This is a genomic window from Pseudomonas pergaminensis (assembly GCF_024112395.2).
Lineage (GTDB): Bacteria > Pseudomonadota > Gammaproteobacteria > Pseudomonadales > Pseudomonadaceae > Aquipseudomonas > Aquipseudomonas pergaminensis.
Map to the genome: position 1 here is coordinate 4,628,533 of NZ_CP078013.2, position 17,122 is coordinate 4,645,654.

Annotated in this window: 15 protein-coding genes, 1 tRNA gene and 1 pseudogene; 7 read left to right on the forward strand and 10 right to left on the reverse strand. The window is 60.4% G+C overall.

Features of this window, described 5'->3' with window-relative positions; all coding sequences use genetic code 11:
- Positions 1-290 precede the first annotated feature (290 nt).
- The 4 genes and pseudogenes from KUA23_RS20945 to KUA23_RS20960 all read left to right on the forward strand — a co-directional run bounded on the left by KUA23_RS20945 (position 291) and on the right by KUA23_RS20960 (position 4,159).
- Positions 291-1,712: a YfcC family protein gene (locus KUA23_RS20945; RefSeq protein WP_078049506.1), complete on the forward strand. Its 1,422-nt coding sequence runs from the start codon at positions 291-293 to the stop codon at positions 1,710-1,712.
- 47 nt (positions 1,713-1,759) lie between these two features.
- Positions 1,760-3,586, forward strand: coding sequence for a CocE/NonD family hydrolase (locus tag KUA23_RS20950; protein WP_252994302.1), 1,827 nt, complete (start codon positions 1,760-1,762; stop codon positions 3,584-3,586).
- Between the two features lie 23 nt (positions 3,587-3,609).
- Positions 3,610-3,863, forward strand: a pseudogene (locus tag KUA23_RS20955) (zinc-binding dehydrogenase); the annotation flags it as partial.
- Positions 3,860-4,159: an antibiotic biosynthesis monooxygenase family protein gene (locus KUA23_RS20960; RefSeq protein WP_252992791.1), complete on the forward strand. Its 300-nt coding sequence runs from the start codon at positions 3,860-3,862 to the stop codon at positions 4,157-4,159. The pseudogene KUA23_RS20955 and the gene KUA23_RS20960, both read left to right, overlap by 4 nt.
- A 290-nt stretch (positions 4,160-4,449) precedes the next feature.
- On the opposite strand, the gene KUA23_RS20965 is transcribed toward KUA23_RS20960, so the two are convergent.
- The 5 genes from KUA23_RS20965 to KUA23_RS20985 form a co-directional block, all read right to left on the reverse strand.
- Positions 4,450-4,857: a HEAT repeat domain-containing protein gene (locus KUA23_RS20965; protein ID WP_179028358.1), complete on the reverse strand. Its 408-nt coding sequence runs from the start codon at positions 4,855-4,857 to the stop codon at positions 4,450-4,452.
- Between the two features lie 272 nt (positions 4,858-5,129).
- Positions 5,130-5,909, reverse strand: a complete 780-nt coding sequence (locus tag KUA23_RS20970; RefSeq protein ID WP_102592320.1) for an IclR family transcriptional regulator — start codon at positions 5,907-5,909, stop codon at positions 5,130-5,132.
- A 120-nt stretch (positions 5,910-6,029) separates the two neighbouring features.
- A complete protein-coding gene (locus KUA23_RS20975; protein ID WP_058424970.1) occupies positions 6,030-7,346 on the reverse strand; it encodes an MFS transporter in 1,317 nt (438 codons plus the stop codon).
- 86 nt (positions 7,347-7,432) lie between these two features.
- Positions 7,433-8,632: a CaiB/BaiF CoA transferase family protein gene (locus KUA23_RS20980; protein ID WP_078049516.1), complete on the reverse strand. Its 1,200-nt coding sequence runs from the start codon at positions 8,630-8,632 to the stop codon at positions 7,433-7,435.
- Complete coding sequence (locus tag KUA23_RS20985; RefSeq protein ID WP_071492792.1) at positions 8,629-9,570, reverse strand: hydroxymethylglutaryl-CoA lyase; 942 nt, start codon at positions 9,568-9,570, stop codon at positions 8,629-8,631. Before KUA23_RS20985 ends, KUA23_RS20980 begins: the two co-directional genes overlap by 4 nt.
- A 329-nt stretch (positions 9,571-9,899) precedes the next feature.
- Here KUA23_RS20985 and KUA23_RS20990 point away from each other — a divergent pair, with 329 nt between their 5' ends.
- Both KUA23_RS20990 and KUA23_RS20995 read left to right on the forward strand, forming a co-directional pair.
- Positions 9,900-10,826: an SMP-30/gluconolactonase/LRE family protein gene (locus KUA23_RS20990; RefSeq protein WP_100490107.1), complete on the forward strand. Its 927-nt coding sequence runs from the start codon at positions 9,900-9,902 to the stop codon at positions 10,824-10,826.
- Between the two features lie 108 nt (positions 10,827-10,934).
- Complete coding sequence (locus KUA23_RS20995; protein WP_071490729.1) at positions 10,935-12,221, forward strand: CitMHS family transporter; 1,287 nt, start codon at positions 10,935-10,937, stop codon at positions 12,219-12,221.
- A gap of 86 nt (positions 12,222-12,307) precedes the next feature.
- On the opposite strand, the gene KUA23_RS21000 is transcribed toward KUA23_RS20995, so the two are convergent.
- Genes KUA23_RS21000 through KUA23_RS21010 form a run of 3 tightly spaced genes read right to left on the reverse strand, consistent with a single transcriptional unit; the run spans position 12,308 to position 14,773 of the window.
- Entirely contained in the window at positions 12,308-12,976 is a 669-nt protein-coding gene (locus KUA23_RS21000) for a hypothetical protein (protein WP_223204471.1), read from the reverse strand.
- A 3-nt stretch (positions 12,977-12,979) separates the two neighbouring features.
- Positions 12,980-14,341 (reverse strand): M48 family metallopeptidase, encoded by a 1,362-nt coding sequence (locus KUA23_RS21005; protein ID WP_252992792.1) that lies wholly within the window; start codon positions 14,339-14,341, stop codon positions 12,980-12,982.
- A gap of 3 nt (positions 14,342-14,344) precedes the next feature.
- On the reverse strand, positions 14,345-14,773 hold the full coding sequence (locus tag KUA23_RS21010) for a hypothetical protein (RefSeq protein WP_100490105.1): 429 nt from the start codon (positions 14,771-14,773) through the stop codon (positions 14,345-14,347).
- Positions 14,774-14,946: 173 nt separating this feature from the next.
- Between KUA23_RS21010 and KUA23_RS21015 the strand changes: the two genes are divergently transcribed.
- Positions 14,947-15,894 carry a helix-turn-helix transcriptional regulator gene (locus tag KUA23_RS21015; RefSeq protein ID WP_100490104.1) on the forward strand — a complete coding sequence of 316 codons (948 nt, stop codon included), beginning with the start codon at positions 14,947-14,949 and terminating at the stop codon, positions 15,892-15,894.
- A 186-nt stretch (positions 15,895-16,080) separates the two neighbouring features.
- Here the strand turns inward: KUA23_RS21015 and KUA23_RS21020 are convergent.
- Both KUA23_RS21020 and KUA23_RS21025 read right to left on the reverse strand, forming a co-directional pair.
- Positions 16,081-16,156 (reverse strand) — tRNA-Asn (locus tag KUA23_RS21020).
- A gap of 60 nt (positions 16,157-16,216) precedes the next feature.
- The gene (locus tag KUA23_RS21025) at positions 16,217-17,113 is read right to left on the reverse strand and encodes a LysR family transcriptional regulator (RefSeq protein WP_078049520.1); all 897 of its coding nucleotides are present in this window, start codon (positions 17,111-17,113) and stop codon (positions 16,217-16,219) included.
- Between the last annotated feature and the right edge of the window lie 9 nt (positions 17,114-17,122).

Below are 17,122 nucleotides of genomic sequence, written 5' to 3' on the forward strand. Positions count from 1 at the left end.
CTGTGTTTTATTTTTTGTGGCAGAGAGTAAGAAAAGTAACTTGACCAAGTATTTCCTGGCCGATGTTCTTCGGTGTTAATGACCTGAATGAGCAAACAACGCTATCGAATTAAAACAGGGGCGACAAGCTTATGACAAAAGCGCATCAGGCTATGACAGATAACCCGACAACACCTTGAAACGCATAGCCCAATACGCGTTCTTCATAACGTTGTGAGGTATTTATGATTGCCCTACTGTGCCGATGTAGCCGTTGGCTATCCCCATAAAAAAAAGATGAGAGCACCGCTATGTCATCCACTGCGCCAACAGTCACCGACACCGCGCCACCCAAAAACACCCGCCAACTCAACCCGGCAATCATCTTGCTGAGCATTGTGTTCCTGGCCATGGTGCTGACTTATGTGGTGCGCTCCGGCCAGTTTGAACGCCAAGACGTCCGCGTGATTCCCGGGACCTATCAGGTACTGGAAAAAGACACCTCGCTCAGCCAACTCTTCGCCCTGCCGCCGCGCTCGTCGAATAAAACCGTGGCACAACCGGTATCGCTGGCCGAGACCTTTCTGGCCATTCCCCTGGCCATCGAGAAACGCGCCGGGCTGATTTTCATGGTGCTGTTCATCGGTGGCATGTTTGCCGTGCTGAACAAGACCGGCACCATCGATGCCGGCCTGGACCGGCTGCTCGGTGCCACCAAAGGCAACGTCTACATTCTGGTGCCAACCCTGATGCTCGCATTGTCGGCAGGCAGCACCTTCATGGGGCTGGCGAAGGAATACATCATGTTCGTGCCCGTGATGGTGGCCATGGCAAACCGCCTGGGCCTGCCCAACATCGTCGGCTTGGCAATCGTCGCGCTGGCGGTAAAGACTGGGTACATGGGCTCGATTTCCAACCCCATCGCGCTGTCTGTCGCGCAACCCTTGGTCGGCCTGCCAGTGTTCAGCGGGCTGAGCATGCGCATCGTCGCGTACTTCATTTTTGTCACGCTGGCCGTGGGCTACATCCTGTTCTATATCCGCCGGAGCGGCTTCGATACCTCGGCCACATTTTCCCACTCGGGCAAAAAACTCTCCGTGCGGCACACTCTCAGCCTGATCACACTGGGGGTTGGGGTCGGCTTCCTGGTGTACGCCTCCAACACCTGGCACTGGAAGTACCCCGAGCTGTCCTCGTATTACCTGGCGCTGACCATCGTCTTCGCCGCCATCGCAGGCATGAGCCCGAGCACCACGGCAAGCACCTTTGTCGAAGGCATGAACAAGATGCTCATGGCCGGCGTGCTGATCGCACTGGCCACGGCCGTGGAGTCGATCCTCGCCAGCGGCCAGGTGCTGGACACCATCGTGCACGGCCTGTCGCAGATCATTGGCCAGCACGGCCAACTGCCTGCGGCGTTCGGCATGTTCTTCGCGCAGATGAGCCTGGATGTGGTGATTCCGTCCACCAGCGGGCAGGCCGCCGTGACGATGCCGATCTTCGGTCCGCTGGGCCAACTGGCCGGCGTGAGCCCGCAGACCACGGTGTATGCCTTCCTGCTGGGCAACGGCTTGACCAACATGATCACGCCCACTTCCAGCGGCCTGCTGGTACTGCTTGCTGCGGCCAATGTGGGCTGGGTGCAGTGGGCTCGGTTTGTGCTGCCGCTGTTCCTGATCTGCACCGCGGTGGCGTTGCTCCTGCTCGCCTGCGCCGCCCTCACCGGCTATTGAATTCGACTGACCAAGGCTTTGTCATGACCCTCCCTGCATTCGAAAACATGCACATCGTACGCAACCAGATGATCACCCTGCGCGATGGCGTGCGCCTGGCCACCGACATTTATCTACCGCTGGGCAGCGGGCCCTGGCCGGTTGTCATCGAGCGTACGCCCTACGACAAATCCGGCCCCTCACGCTCGGAAAAACGCCTGGACGGGCTGCACCTTACCCGCGAGCAAATGGCCGCAGCTTTTACCGAGCAGGGCTTTGTGGCGATCTTCCAGGATTGTCGCGGGCGTTACCGTTCCGAAGGCGTGTTCACCAAATACATCAATGAAGGCGAAGACGGCTACGACACCTTGCGCTGGATCGTCGAACAGCCCTGGTGCAATGGCCACATCGGCAGCATGGGCCTGTCCTATGCAGCGCACACGCAGATGGCGATGGCCTGCTGCAATGCGCCAGGTCTCAAGACCATGGTGCTGGACTCGGGGGGGTTCGCCAACGCCTACCAGTGCGGCATTCGCCAGGGCGGCGCGTTCGAACTCAAGCAAGCGACCTGGGCCTACAAGCAAGCCCAGCAAAGCGCCGCCGTGCAGGCCGACCCGCAGTTGCGAGAGGCGTTGGCCCAGGAAGATATTCTCGATTGGTTTGCACGCATGCCGTGGCGCCCAGGGCATTCGCCATTGCGCCATGTACCGGAGTACGAAAACTACCTGTTCGAGCAGTGGTCCCACGGGGACTTCGATCAGTACTGGAAGCAACTGGGTATCTATGCCGAAGGTTTCTACGAGCAGATCCCGGACATCCCCGTGTTGTTCATGTCCAGTTGGTACGACGCCTATGTCAGTTGCACGCTGGACAACTTCACGGCGTTCACCGCACGCAAGCAGTCACCTCAACGCCTGATCATGGGCCCGTGGCTACACGGTGACCGCAACATCAGCTACAGCGGCAACGCCGAATTTGGCAACGCCGCGCCTTTCGACGGCAACCTGGGCGAAGACTGGTTGAGTTGCCGAGTGGAATGGATGCAACGCTGGCTCAAACCGACCGACGCCGAACGGAGCGCCACTCATCAGGTCGATGTGTTCCTGATGGGCGGCGGCAGCGGCCGAAAAAATGCGCAGGGTCGGCTGGAGCATGGCGGGCGTTGGCTCAAGTCGCCGTGTTGGCCGCTCGCGGGCAGCCACCAGCTGAACCTTTACCTGACAGCACAAAGAGCCCTTTCGCCGCTTGCTCCTGTGGGGGCGCCCAGCTCATTGAGCTACTCAAGCGATCCCGCCCACCCGGTACCGACCATTGGCGGCTCGCTGACATCGGGCGCTCCGGTGTTCGTGGGTGGCGCTTTCAACCAGATCGAAAGCCCGGACTTTTTCGGCACCCGGGGTGACCACTCGGCACTGTGCGACCGAGATGACGTAGTGAGCTTCGAAACCCAACCGCTTGAGCACGACTGGGTGGTCGCCGGCCCGGTGAAAGTCGAACTGTGGGTGCACAGCAGCGCGCCGGATACCGATTTCACCGCCAAGCTGGTGGACGTCTATCCGCCGAGCGACGATTACCCGCAGGGGTACGCCATGAATATCACCGACGGGATTATCCGGTGTCGCTACCGCGACTCGTGGGAACACCCTGCTCCGCTCACGCCGGGAGAGCCCTTCAAGGTGGTGATCGAACCCTTCGCCACCTGCAACCTGTTCAAGCGTGGCCACCGCCTGCGCCTGGATATCGCCAGCAGCAACTTTCCGCGCTTCGATGTAAACCCCAACAGTGGCGAGGCCGAAGGCATGGGCGAGCATCCGCAGGTGGCGCGCAATACCGTGCATATCGGCGCCGGGCATCCGAGCCGTTTGATACTCACGGTCGTGAACAGCGCGCTATAGGAGGTGGATCAAAACTCTGATACATAGCGCAGCCGCAGAACCTGGTCCAGGCCTGGGGCAAGAACGCGAGCTACCACTTTGTGTTCACGCGGCAGAATCGCGGCAAGCTGGATGAGTTGAGTACGTTGGTTGCGCAGGGCCAACTGCGGGCGCATGTAGGGGCGGTCTATGCGCTGGCCGACATTGGACTTGCCCATGCCCGATTGGAGAGTGCTCACAACGGTATCCAAGGAAAATCGCGATCCCCGTCGTGCCCACTCAGGAAGCAACGCCATGATTTACGAGATCGCCGTGCTGCCGGTTCCTAAAGAACACATCGACGCGTTCAGGCGGGCCTTTGGAAAGAAGGCGCCGTTACTGAGTCGTGCCAAAGGCTACCTGGGCCACATGCTCGCACAAGGGATCGAGACGCCTGAACGATTCAACCTGATTGTGCGCTGGGCGTCGCTGGAGAATCACACGCCGGGGTTTGAAGCGAGTGAGGATCATCGGGTGTTTAGGTTGGGACTGGAAAAATACTTTTCGGAGGAGCCGCAGGTTTATCACATTGAGGGGGCGGTTTTGAGCGGCTAGAAAAATCCAAGGCAAAAAAAGCCTGCATCGCTGCTGGCTTCTTTTTATGTCGCTATCTGGCTCCACGACCAGGACTCGAACCAGGGACCCAATGATTAACAGTCATTTGCTACCGACTAGTCACAACTGGGCCACGAAAAACGTGCTGGAGAAATAGAATCGCTGCATAGCGTGAGTACGCGAATACGTCACGCCACGAAAGTTAGTCGGGTTGGGTTGGCTTGTCAAAGCGTGGCAAAACAATGACCTGTAGGAAAAGGAGGCGTCCTCTGTCAGCTACCGAGCAATCTTCATGCCTCACTTAACTTCCTGACCAACGTAGCCGCCATTAGCTTCAACGTTCTGCTCTCTGCCTCAAATCCTTCATCTAGAGCGCGTAAGACCTGCGCCCTGTCATGAATGTAGCCAGCCAAAAAAACTGACTCAATTGATTCAATTGCATGAATGACAACCGACTCCTCTCCAGCTTTTAGAAGCGTTAGCAAAACACGCAACGCCCGCTCATCATTCGAGTCACCGAGAGACTCCGCGCACCGACCTCGCCAGACTTCAGACTTCGCCAGAAGAGTAGATTCAAGTTCGTCCCAGCTTGAATTATCAAACTGAGAGATCTTGGAGGCCGCGACATCAATTCCTACATCCGACCAGTAATCTTCTGACCCTATTGAATCCAGCAAAAATTCATATTCTTTAAACATATTTCACCTATCAGAATTTCGTCGGATCCGTACAGCCTCTGCCACAAGGATAGCCAGCAGTAACGCGTTCCCCAACCTTGATGACACATTTCTAGATCCCTCTATATGGCGTAGTGCCATCAATGAGCGGCGATCTTAAGATGGCGATATAGTGGCGTCAATTAAATGTACAACTTTGTACCACTACCGACTCCAAGAGAATGGGTATTGCCGGCCTTGGGTGGGCCGACTGCTGCCTCTCACAACATCGGCCCTAAGCGGTCGCTCGCCGGTTAACGACGGACCATCGATTCGCCCAGACGTGTCAGAGCTGCACGTAGCTCTCGGTCATTACCTCCGAGCGCATTGCTGGCGATGGCTGCGTTTCTCAACAGGATCGACGCCGCATGTTCGATGTGTTCCTTGAGCAGACGGTCGGACGGACCGGACAAGGTCAGCGCCCCTTTCAACTCATGGCCCATGGCAAACACCGGCACTGATACGGCGGTAGTTTCCGGGTCCCGCTCGCCGAAGGAACAGGCCCAGAAGCGTTCGCGGACCTCGGTCAATGCAGGCTCCGCATCGCGGGAAAAGGCCCGAAGGATCTTGCCTGACGCTCCGGCCTGCAACGGAAAGCGCGCGCCTTCCAGCACCGAAACCCGCACCGCACGCTTGGGCTCGACCCGAAACAACACGACGCGGCTGCCGTTTTCCAGCACGTAGAACGAAGAGGTTTCACCGCTTTCCTCAGTGATCGACTCCAGCAAGGGGTGAATCACGTCGCGCAGTCGGAACGAGGTCTGGTACAGCTGCGACAAACGCAGAGGCTCAGGGCCGACCGAGTAACGACCATCGGTGAGGCGACGGACGAACCCGGCTTTTTCCAGCGAGGCGATCAGGCGCAGGATGGTGCTTTTGTACAACCCCGTCCGCCGCGCGATTTCGGCCAGGGCCAGACAGTCCTGCTCGATGCTGAAGGCCGACAAAATGGCAAATGCGCGGTCGACGGCAGCCACGCCGCCTTCGGCATTGGCGGCCTGGTCGGAAAGGTTTTTTTCAGATTCGGTAGTCATAGACACTCATTGTCGATTCGTCGCTCGCAGGCGGCGGATGATTCGCAAACCACCCCGCCAACCCGCAAGACAATATCAGAGCCGCCCGATCCCTTCTGAAAAAAGTGCAGCCGCTGCTCACTACTCGCGCAGGAAGAAGCGAAGCGAGACGACCATTGCTGCGGCAACGAACATGATGCAGCCCATGACCATCAGACCTGCGGTGAACGACCCGGTGTAGTCCTTCAAAAAGCCCATCAGGTAAGGCCCGACAAACCCGCCAAACGCGCCAATGGAATTGATCAGTGCGATTCCACCCGCTGCGGCTTGCCCGCGCAGGAACTTGCCCGGCAAAGTGTAGAAAATCGTCTTGCCAGCGATCGTGCCGATCAGCGCTAAAGTGATCCCTGCCAGTGCCGGAACCAGCGCGTCCATTCGCAGCGCCAGGATTAACGCAAAGCCTGCCAGCAGCATGGCCACGGTCAGGTTGAAAATGCCTTTGCCGGTACGGTCCACATGTTTGGCCCAGATCAGTAGCGCTACAGTGGCAAAGAAGTACGGAATGGCCGCAACCCAGCCGATCATGCTGACTTCAACACCATGGGCCTTGAGCATCTGCGGCAACCAGATACCGATGCCGTAGGAGCCCAGGGTGAAGCTGAAGGTGATCGAGCTGAGAATCCACACGCGTGGGTCTTTGAGTGCGGCCTTGAAGCCATGGCTGTGCTGACCTTTGCTCTGCTCTTCGGCGAGCATGCCGGTCAGCACATGGCGTTCTTCGGCGGTCAGCCATTTGGCCTCGGCCGGGTGGTTGGTCAGCACCTTCAAGGTAATCAAACCGAGGATGCACGCTGGCACCCCTTCGATGAGAAACATCCACTGCCAACCCGCAAGCCCGAGCAAACCGTGCATCTGCAACAGCCAGATCGACAGCGGCCCACCCACCAGAAACGAGATCGGCGTGGCCACGGTAAACCAGGCCAACACCCGCGTGCGGTATTGCGCGGGGAACCACAGGGTAAGGAAGAAAATCACGCCGGGAAAGAAGCCGGCTTCAGCGATGCCGAGGATCAAGCGCACAATATAGAAGCTGTACGGCCCGACGATCATCGCGGTGGCGGCAGCGGCCAGGCCCCAAGTGATCATGATCCGCGCCATCCAAAGGCGGGCGCCGAAACGGTACATCGCCAGATTGCTCGGCACTTCGCACAGGCAGTAGCCGAAGAACATGATGCCCGCGCCAAGACCGAACTGCGTGGCGGTCAGGCCCAACTGCTCGGTCATCTGCAACGCGGCGTAGCCGACGCTGGTGCGGTCCAGGTAATTGAAGAAATACGCCAGCGCGAGCAAGGGGATCAAGCGCCAGGCGGCCTTGTGCAGGACGCGGGTCTGCTCGGCATCCAGGGAGCGCACGCTGCTGATATCGCTGCTGTGCGGGGGTGTCGTGACGATGGCCATGACGGGTTTCCTCAGCATTTATTTTTATAAGGCTGACGGCGGGAATGTCCGTCAGCTACAGGAATCAGGAATCCCTTCCAGCGGTATCAGCGAACGATGCCACGCCCGCGCAACGCTTCGATGTCACCCGACGCGTAGCCCATTTCTTCGAGCAGCTCGGCAGAGTGACTGCCCATTTGCGGCACATTGAGGCGGGTATTGAAGCGACGACCATTCATCTCGAACGGCAGCATTGGCACCTTGACCGCGTCGCCGTTCTCCAGCGTCAGATGGGCCAGCCCACCCGACTCGTTCAGGTGCCGGTCCTCGAACAGGTCCTGCGGCCGCTGGATCGGCGAAAACGGCAGGCCCGTCTGCTCGCACAGGTCCATGACCTCCTGCTTGCTCATTTGCGCCAGACGCTCGCGGACCTGCGGCAGAATCCTCGCCCGGGCCTGCACGCGCTGGGTGTTTTTCACCAGTTCAGGGTCGCGCCCCAGCTCTGTAAAGCCAAAACCCTGGCAGAAATTGACCCACTGGCTATCGCTCACCACGCCCATGAACACCTGCTCATCGCCCAGGGTATTGAACACGTCGTAGATCGCCCAGGCTGACAAACGACTGGGCATCGGCGCGGCAGGCTTGCCAGTGGTTGCCATCTGCATCATGTGTTGCCCCACCAGAAACGCTGAGTTCTCGAACAGCCCGGTCTGCACGAACTGCCCTTCCCCGGTGTTTTTGCGTTGCCACAGCGCCGCCAGAATCGAGATGGCGCTGAACATACCGCCCATTACGTCATTGACCGAGGCACCGGCGCGTAGCGGGCGGCCTTCGGGACCCGTCATGTAGGCCAGGCCCGTCATCATCTGCACCACCTCGTCCAGCGCAGTGCGATGTTCATACGGCCCCGGCAGAAAGCCTTTCATCGAGCTGTAGATGATGTCCGGCTTGATCGCCTTGACCTGCTCGTAGCCCAGGCCGAGCTTGTCCATGGCGCCGGGACGAAAATTCTCGGTGACCACATCGGCGCTTTCGATCAGCTTGCGCACCGCGGCCATGCCTTCCTCGGTCTTGATGTCGACCGCGAAGCTTTTCTTGTTGCGGTTGTAGGTCATCCAGTAGCCAGCGCCGGAGCCGGTCAGACGACGCGTGTTGTCACCCTCGGGCGTCGGCTCGACCTTGATCACTTCAGCGCCGAGGTCAGCCAGCACCAGTCCACAGGTCGGGCCCATGACCATGTGCACGAACTCGACCACGCGCACGCCTGCCAGCGGCAGCGCCTGAAGGTTCCGATTGAGCAGGCTCATCGCGCACCTCCGGCGTAATGGAAATTCTTGCCGACGCCTGCGTCAGGGATGAAGCCATACAGCGGCTCTCCCGGCAGGCCCTGTTTCAGCCAGGCGCGAGCGGCCACCAGCTTGTCGATGTCCACGCCGGTGCGCAGGCCCATGGACTCGAGCAGGTAGACCAGATCCTCGGTCACGATATTGCCCGACGCCCCCGGCGCATACGGGCAACCGCCGATACCGCCCTGAGAGGCATCGATGGTGGTGACGCCAACGTCCAGCGCCGCGACCACATTGGCCAGGCCCTGCCCACGGGTATTGTGAAAATGCGCGCTGCCGGCCTTGCTGCCGATCTCGTTGCGCAGACGGGTGAACACGCGACGCACCTGCGCCGGATTGGCGTACCCCACAGTGTCGGCGAGCCCGACTTCATCGACGCCCAGCTCGACCATCGTAAGGGCCATGCGCAGCACGTCGTCCTCGGGCACCTCGCCCTGAATCGTGCAACCGAACACCGTCGACAGCCCGGCCTCGACCTCGACGTGCGGGAAGCGCTCGTTGCGCAGGGCCATCACCGTGCGCACTTCGTCGTAGACCTGTTGATGGGTCTTGCGGATGTTGGCCAGTGAATGGGGCTCGCTGACGGAAATGGGCAGGGTGATCTTTTGTACGCCCGCGTTGAACGCTGCCTCGGCGCCCTTGAGGTTCGGCACCAACGCGGTAACGAACACGTCCGAACGCTGACGCATGTGCGCCACCAACTCGGCGGCATCGGCCATTTGCGGCAGCAGTCGGGGGGACACGAACGAGCCGACCTCGATCTCCTTCAAGCCCGCGTCGGCCAGGGCCGTCAGCCATTGAAGCTTGAGCGCAGTGGGCATGGTCGCGCTAATGCTTTGCAGGCCATCACGGGGGCCGACCTCGCTGATCAGGATGTCCAGGTTGTTATTAGAGTTCATCGCCGGGTCTCCGGGTGGTGGAATGCAATAGTTCTATCTGACAGAACACTGTTCTGAAATAATCATGAGCCGACAAAATCCCACTGTCAACGCCTCTCATCCCAAGCGATGCGCCAGGGCGCTCCCGAGAGCGTTGGGAGTGCCTGGTGATGAATGGCGAAATGAAAAACAGACAATCCCGGTGGGTTGACAGCTGAAAAAATAAAGTCAAACCTTGTTCTATCTGCAAACACAACGTTCTGTCAGATAGAACAAAAACAATAAGGCGAAAAGGTCTCGTCACCAGCAAGATCGGTGCTTTCCGTTCGCCCCCCGTAGGAGCTGATCCTGTGAGCCTGTATGCCCCGCCTCGCGATTTGTCGACCCGCGTGTTCACCACGCTGCCCGAAGAATTCTGGAAAGACGGCGACTCCGACTGGGTACGCGCCAACAAACCAGGGCAGAAGGTCAAAAGCTTTCTCGAAGGGCCGTCCTTCGACCGGGACGGCAACCTGTACGTCACCGACATTCCCTACGGCCGCATCCTGCGCATCGACCCTCATGGCCACTGGACGTTGATCGCCGAGTACGATGGCTGGCCCAACGGTTTGAAAATCCACCGCGACGGGCGGATTTTCATCGCCGATTACAAGCAAGGGATCCTGACGCTCGCTCCGCACACCGGCGCGGTGACGCCGTTCCTCACTCACAGCCGCAGCGAAGGCTTCAAGGGTGTCAACGACCTATTCTTCGATGCCGGCGGCAAGCTGTACTTCACCGATCAGGGCCAGACCGGCCAGCAGGACCCGACCGGTCGCGTCTACGCCTATGATCTGGAAAAGCAGACCCTCACGCGTCTGATCGACAACGGCCCGAGCCCCAATGGCCTTGTCATGGACCTCGCGCAGAACGCGCTCTTCGTGGCGATGACTCGGGGCAACGCTGTCTGGCGCCTGCCGATCCAACGCGACGGCGGCACCAGCAAGGCGGGCATTTTCACCGCCATGGCCGGGGGCGTCAGTGGCGCCGACGGCATGGCGCTGGACAGCGAAGGCAATCTGTATGTGTGCGATGCCGGTAACGGCTGCGTCTGGGTGTTCGACCCTCACGCCGTGCCGCTGTACCGCATTCGCTCGTGCACCCAAGGCCGCACCCTGACCAACCTGGCGTTCGGTGGCGAGGGCAATCGGCAATTGTTCATCACCGACTCTTCTACCGGTTCCATCCTGGTCGCCGACCTGCCCCACAGCGGCCAGCCGATGTTCTCGCACCACTAAACCCGCAACACGCTGAATCCTGTGCGCCTGCTGCACCGGCTTCGTTCGGCCCGAAGAACGCGAGCCGTCCCGCGCTCGCCCCCTACAAAACCAATAAAAGGGATGCCCATGTTGATCTTTCTGAGCTACGCCATGATCGTCTGCTTCATGTACCTGATCATGAGCAAGCGCCTTTCACCGCTGGTGGCGCTGCTGCTGGTGCCGATCCTCTTCGGTTGCCTCGGCGGTTTCGCCACGCAACTGGGCGGCATGATGTACGACGGCGTGAAGATGCTCGCCCCCACCGGCATCATGTTGACCTTCGCGATCCTGTATTTCTGCATGATGACCGACGCCGGTCTGTTCAACCCGCTGATCAAGGTGCTGTTGCGGCTGGTCAAGGGCGATCCGCGCAAGATCGTTGTCGGCACCGCCGTGCTGGGGTTGTGCGTCGGCCTGGACGGCGACGGCGCAACCACGTACATCATCGCCACAGCAGCTTTTTTGCCGCTGTATCGTCTGACCGGCATTCGTTTGCAGGTCATGGCCACCGTGCTACTGCTGGCCATCGGGGTGATGAACATCCTGCCGTGGGCCGGGCCGTTTTCGCGAGCGGCCAGTGCCATGCACGTCGACATCACCGAACTGTTTTTACAGATGGTTCCCATCATGATTGCTGGCGGTGTATGGGTGATTTTTGCCGCCTGGTGGCTAGGTCGAATGGAATACCGCCGTTTGGGTATTGTCAGCGTCAGCGAAGACAAGGTGCTCGAAGGCTACGCACACGTTCGCCTGAGCGACCCGAAATTTCTGTTCAATGTGGTCCTGACGGTCGCCCTCATCAGCTCGATGATGCTCAGCCTGATGCCGCTGCCGATCCTGTTCATGGTCGCCTTCGGCCTGGGTTGCCTGATCAACTACCCGACGCTCAAACAGCAGAAGGAAGTCATCGGTCGGCACGCCGACAATGTGTTGGCCGTGACCCTGCTGATTTTTGCGGCGGGCATCTTCGTCGGCATCATGGGCGGCACCGGGATGATCAAGGCTATCTCCGATAACCTGATCGCCATCCTGCCAGAGCAGGCTGGCCACGGCATGTCAGTCATCACCGCGCTGCTCAGCATGCCGTTCACCTACGTCCTGACCAACGACGCGTTCTATTTTGGAGTGCTGCCCATCCTCGCCGAAACCGCTGCCCACTACGGCATCGGCCCCCACGAAATGGCCATCGCATCGTTGATCGGCCAGCCAGTGCACCTGCTCAGCCCACTGGTGGCCTCCACTTACCTACTGTGCGGGCTGCTGGACATTGACTATGGCGATAACCAGCGGGTCTCGCTGAAGTGGACCTTCGGCACCGTGCTGGTGATGTTGGTCGCGGCCATCGCAACTGGCGCGATCACGGTCATAAACTGAATGCTCAACAGGTTGATTTGCGGATCTGGATGTCAATGCAGCGAGGCAATTTCAACAACCCTGAACCGGCTCTACCGTACAACCGCTCAGGAATCGCGCTGAGTGCCCTGGCGCAGCGCATCAAGATGTTGTTGGGCCTGGGCGGCTTGGCAATAGGCGTTGAGGATGCCTGCGATCTGGTCGTCATCCAGGGTATGGCCCTCATGCATCACGCCGGCGGATTGAATCAGGATCTGCGGCTGGGGTTTGTTCAGGGCCAGCGCCTGGTTGCCGAACAGCTGTCGCGTGGCGCGATGCACAGGCAGGGGCGCACCGGGTCGCAAAATCAGTTTCTGCACGGTCAGCCAGCCTTCCTCACTGACGCTGACGTCGGCAATTTCGACGAGATCGACCGGCGCACTCAAGGTGTCCACAAACAACTGGCGGCGGGTCAGGCGCATAAAGGTATGTTGCCCGGCGTTGCGGTGCTGCCAAGTGAGCAGTACGAACACCACGGCCATCACCGCGGCACACACGGCCAAGCCGTTGTAACCTCGGTGCAGCCCGAAGCCCAGCAAGCCCAGGGCAATCAGCAAAAACAGCGGACCGCGCACCTTGTAACGGCGCGAATTGGTGAATTCGGTCTGCTCGGGCACGCGATGGATGACCTGCTCGAGTTCGGCGATCGCACGCTCGCGCTGAGCTTCGCGGGAGTCGGCATATTCCTGACTGAGTGTGCTGGCGAGATCCGACAGCGGATCGGAGGGTTGGGTCATGGGTCACTCTCCTTGAGCGATTGATATAGGCGGTGATACAGGCAGCCCGACATCGGAGGACGATGCATGGGTGAGTTGGCTGAACCAGTGGCGGTCGTGCTCGGTAGGCACGCGAGTGGCCTGGGCCAGCAGGTCGTCATCCAGTCGCACGCCCAGTTGCTGCATGCGCAGTGCTGTCGGCGGGTGCGTATCGAACGGGTGCGCGATGGCATGGTCCAGCGCTGCCTTGTCCAAGCGCAGCGGTGTATGGAGCAGGTGGTCGGTAAGGGCCTGGATCAGGTTCGGGTGGCGCTCGGTGAGCAGCGTGTGGATCTCACCGTCGAGCGCGATAACGCGTAACAGTGCCTGGCAAAATAAGCGCTCACCGCCGATGTTGCCGCCCACCCTATCTGCGACCAATTCCTGGGCGCGGCCCCAGTGGTGCACCGCCAGTTGAAAGTGGTGCAGGAAACGCTGCGTCATCCAGATTGCCGGGCGCTCGACCCACGCCGGGTCGGCATCCCCAGCGCTGATATACGAAAAGTGCAGGCACATCAGGCTGAAATGCGCCCCGATCTCCCTGCCCCGTTCGGTGTCGCGACTGCTGAAATGGCCCAGCTCATGGCCGATGATCGACGCCGCTTCGGCCTGGCTCAGGCTCGAGAGGTAGGTCAGCGGCAAGTAAAGGGTGCGCCCGCTGAGCACGTCACCGGCGGGTTGCAGCGCGACATCGACGCTGGTGACGAAAAACGCCTGGTCGATGCCCACCACGATATGGTCGGGCACCGGCGCGCCGGCCGTATTGGCCAGTTGCTCAACCCACGCCCATAAGGCCGGTGCCTTGGCGCGCCCCAGGGTTTGGCCCAGAAACGCCGAGGAAGGCCGGTCCAAGGCGTGCCATTGCCGGCGCAACCGCTCAATCAACAGACAGCCTGTCCAGAGCACGGTAATCACTGGCACCGCCACCAACAGCATGAACCAGCCGCCGGCCTTGAAGTGGCTCCAGCCCCAGCTCAGTTCATACAGCAGGCACAGCGCCAGCGCGCAGACCAGCAGCCCGGTGTAGGCCACCAACCAGTGGCCCAGAGCACGCCAGCAGAGGAACAGACGGCCGTAAAGAAAGTCCTTGGATTGCCGCGCGCGCCATGCGTCCAGCCGCATCTTGAGCCATGTTGAGAGCCCGGCCACCAACGCGGCGATGGCCAGCCAGTACGCCAACCCCGCTAGGGCCTGACGCACACGCAGCCAGGCGTAGTCGCCGTCGATACTTTGCGCGTCCTGCAGCACTTCATCGGCGCGCCAGCTCTGCAGACTGGCCCACCCCATCAGGGCCAGCGGCAGTACCAGTATCGTCAGCGCCCACGACCACCGTGCGAATCGACCCACTGCTCAGTTGGCCTGCAAATAATCGGTCAGGAATGCCTGCGCATTGCCTTGGCTGGACAGGAACTCGTCATAGCCAACGTTCAACGCTTGAGCTTCGCCGGGCAAGTACAGCTCGCCCCAGCCTTGACGCAGCACCAGCACGACGAACTTCTGGCCGTCCACGGTGGTGGAATAGCGGGTGTCCTTGCCGGTCTTTTCCACGGCCATTTTCTGGATCTTCATGTTCCAGTCGTGGTCCACGCCCTCTACCTGCACCAGCGCCTGATTGTCACTGCGCGTGCCGATGCGCAGGGTCCAGACTTTCACGCCGCCTTCGCCGGCATAGGCCAGCACTTTTTCCGCGACTTCCGGGCGGTTGTCAGCCTGGGCGATCCCCGCAATCACGGCCAGAACCAGGCCCAGCAGCGCTGCCCACTTGCGATATATCAACATTTACGGTTTCCTCGACAGTTCAAAGCCGACCATTGAAATCAACGCGCCGACGCCTGCCAAGCGGCCCGGCCGGGGCGCACAACAATAAGGCCGTGACTCACAACAACTGATCGGGCTGCCCGATGTCGATATCATGCAACGCTGCCCACCCGCTCTGACGGACGCTTTTACCAATGGACCGCCGCAACCCCTATCTGGACACCCACTTCTGCTTCGATCACCCAGAGGCCCTGGACCAGGCCGGTGTATTCGATGACAGCGCGCAGCAGGTCATGGGCAGCGCGATCGGCCATTACCGTGCGCAGACGGTGCGGCCGCACCTGCAGTATTTCGACTGCGATCTGCGGTTCCCCGAACCGTTACGCATCCACAAGGTGCTGCCCGACAGCGTGTGCATCGTGCAGGTACTGGGTGGGCAATGGCAGCATCGGGTAGACGGTCGGCTAAATGAATACACCCCCGGCGCCCCCCATGTGCTGGGCTTGAGCGAAAGCATGGAAGCCATGGACCAGATGCCTGCCGGTAGCCGTGCGCGCATGGCCGGGCTGCGCATCGGCGGCGACTATCTGCGCCAATTGGCCGAAGAAGACCCGTCACTGCAATCGCTGGCCAGGCTGCTCGACGATGGCATGCACTTTTCAGAACTGCACGGCTGTCGCGCCGTCGGGCGTTTGTTCGAGCGCCTTTATCACTCGCCCTACCAGGGGGCGTTGGAACGGCTGAACCAGGAAAGCCTGAGCCTGGCCGTGCTGGTCGAGCTGGCCACGCACCTGGCGCCACAACCGGCCAAGCCCACGGCCCCGTTGCGCAGCCATTCGGACCTGGCACATGAAGCACGCTTCAAGCTCGACGCAAACTTGATGAAACCACCCGGCACGCTGGCGCTGGCACGGGAACTGGGCGTGGGTGAAACCACCCTCAGACGTGCCTTCAGCCGGGTGTACGGCCAATCGATGCTCGATTATGTGCGCCAGCAGCGCCTGGAGTTGGCGCGCACCCTGCTGCGCCAGCGCAAATGGCACGTGGCGCAGATTGCCCACCGCCTGGGGTACGCCAACCCTGCCAACTTCAACCACGCCTACAAGGCGTACTTCGGTCATCCGCCTGGGGCTGAATCCTGACGTTCGCTACGCCGACTCTGCCGTCTTTGGTTGAAACCACTGCAGCGACTTTCATGGGGCTTCCCTCTGAATCGTAGGATTAGAGACGCCTTCATGCCTATCACGCTGTGCGCTTTGATCCCCCCCAGAGAAATCCAAGGCAAAAAAAAGCCTGCATCTCTGCAGGCTTCTCTTTATGTCGCTATCTGGCTCCACGACCTGGACTCGAACCAGGGACCCAATGATTAACAGTCATTTGCTCTACCAACTGAGCTATCGCGGAATGCGCCGTATGTTACTGATTGAAAAGGAGAAGTCAAGCTTTCTCTGGCACTCGGCGTGATTAAACCGGATGGCCGGTTGAAACGGCGTGCTCCCTAGCCAGTTCCAGCCAGGCCAGGGCGGCGGGTGGCAGGTGGGCGCTGGCGCGCCAGGCCAGGGCGATGTGCCAGTCGGTGTGCGGTTCGTCCAGAGGGATCAGGGCGATGCCGGCGTGTTGATGCTTGTGCGCCAGCATGCGTGGCAGGAAGGCCACGCCCAGGCCGGCCGCGACCAGGTCGACAATAAAGTCGATCTGCCCGCTGCGGGCTGTCACTTTGGGGGTGACGCCTTTGCGCTCACAGGCGGCGAGGATCTTGGCATTCAGGGCGAAGCCGGCTTCGAACAGGATGAACGGCGAATCGGCCAGGTGGGTGAAGTCGATACGCCCGAGGTGAGCCAGTGGGTGGCTGATGGGCAGCACGGCCATCAGCGGCTCATTGCGCACCGGCTGGTAATCGAAGTCTTCGTCGACCGGCAGCAACAGCGCCGCCAGGTCGACCTCCCCCGCTTCCAGGCACTCGCGCAGGCGTTTGCTGCCGTATTCGGTGAGTTCGATGTCGATGTCCGGGTAGCGGCTGCGGTAGGTGGCGAACATTGTTGCGAAGAGCACGCCGCAGCCCACGGGTGGCAGGCCGATGCGCAGCACGCCACGCTTGAGGCCGCGCAGGTCGTTGATTTCGGCCACCAGGTCATTGCGCTCGGCGAGCAGCACCAAAGCGCGGCGGTAGGCAATTTCGCCGGCAGCGGTGAGTTCGTTGCGGTGGCCCAAGCGATTGAGCAGCGGCGTGCCCAGTTCCTCTTCCAGGGTCTTGACCGCCTTGCTTACGGTGGATTGAGTCAGGGCCACCACCTCGGCAGCCTGGGAGAAACCGCCCTGGCGCACCACTTCGACAAAGGCCCGCAATGTTCTGAGGTTCATCAGTATTCC

Bases quoted from the DNA above. Each gene is read 5' to 3' on its own strand.
- KUA23_RS21025 (WP_078049520.1), bottom strand. From the start codon at position 17,113: ATGAACCTCAGAACATTGCGGGCCTTTGTCGAAGTGGTGCGCCAGGGC.
- KUA23_RS21000 (WP_223204471.1), bottom strand. From the start codon at position 12,976: ATGACCCAACCCTCCGATCCGCTGTCGGATCTCGCCAGCACACTCAGT.
- KUA23_RS20985 (WP_071492792.1), bottom strand. From the start codon at position 9,570: ATGAACTCTAATAACAACCTGGACATCCTGATCAGCGAGGTCGGCCCC.
- KUA23_RS20980 (WP_078049516.1), bottom strand. From the start codon at position 8,632: ATGAGCCTGCTCAATCGGAACCTTCAGGCGCTGCCGCTGGCAGGCGTG.
- KUA23_RS20945 (WP_078049506.1), top strand. From the start codon at position 291: ATGTCATCCACTGCGCCAACAGTCACCGACACCGCGCCACCCAAAAAC.
- KUA23_RS21010 (WP_100490105.1), bottom strand. From the start codon at position 14,773: ATGTTGATATATCGCAAGTGGGCAGCGCTGCTGGGCCTGGTTCTGGCC.
- KUA23_RS20970 (WP_102592320.1), bottom strand. From the start codon at position 5,909: ATGACTACCGAATCTGAAAAAAACCTTTCCGACCAGGCCGCCAATGCC.
- KUA23_RS20960 (WP_252992791.1), top strand. From the start codon at position 3,860: ATGATTTACGAGATCGCCGTGCTGCCGGTTCCTAAAGAACACATCGAC.
- KUA23_RS20995 (WP_071490729.1), top strand. From the start codon at position 10,935: ATGTTGATCTTTCTGAGCTACGCCATGATCGTCTGCTTCATGTACCTG.
- KUA23_RS20950 (WP_252994302.1), top strand. From the start codon at position 1,760: ATGCACATCGTACGCAACCAGATGATCACCCTGCGCGATGGCGTGCGC.
- KUA23_RS20975 (WP_058424970.1), bottom strand. From the start codon at position 7,346: ATGGCCATCGTCACGACACCCCCGCACAGCAGCGATATCAGCAGCGTG.
- KUA23_RS20965 (WP_179028358.1), bottom strand. From the start codon at position 4,857: ATGTTTAAAGAATATGAATTTTTGCTGGATTCAATAGGGTCAGAAGAT.
- KUA23_RS21015 (WP_100490104.1), top strand. From the start codon at position 14,947: ATGGACCGCCGCAACCCCTATCTGGACACCCACTTCTGCTTCGATCAC.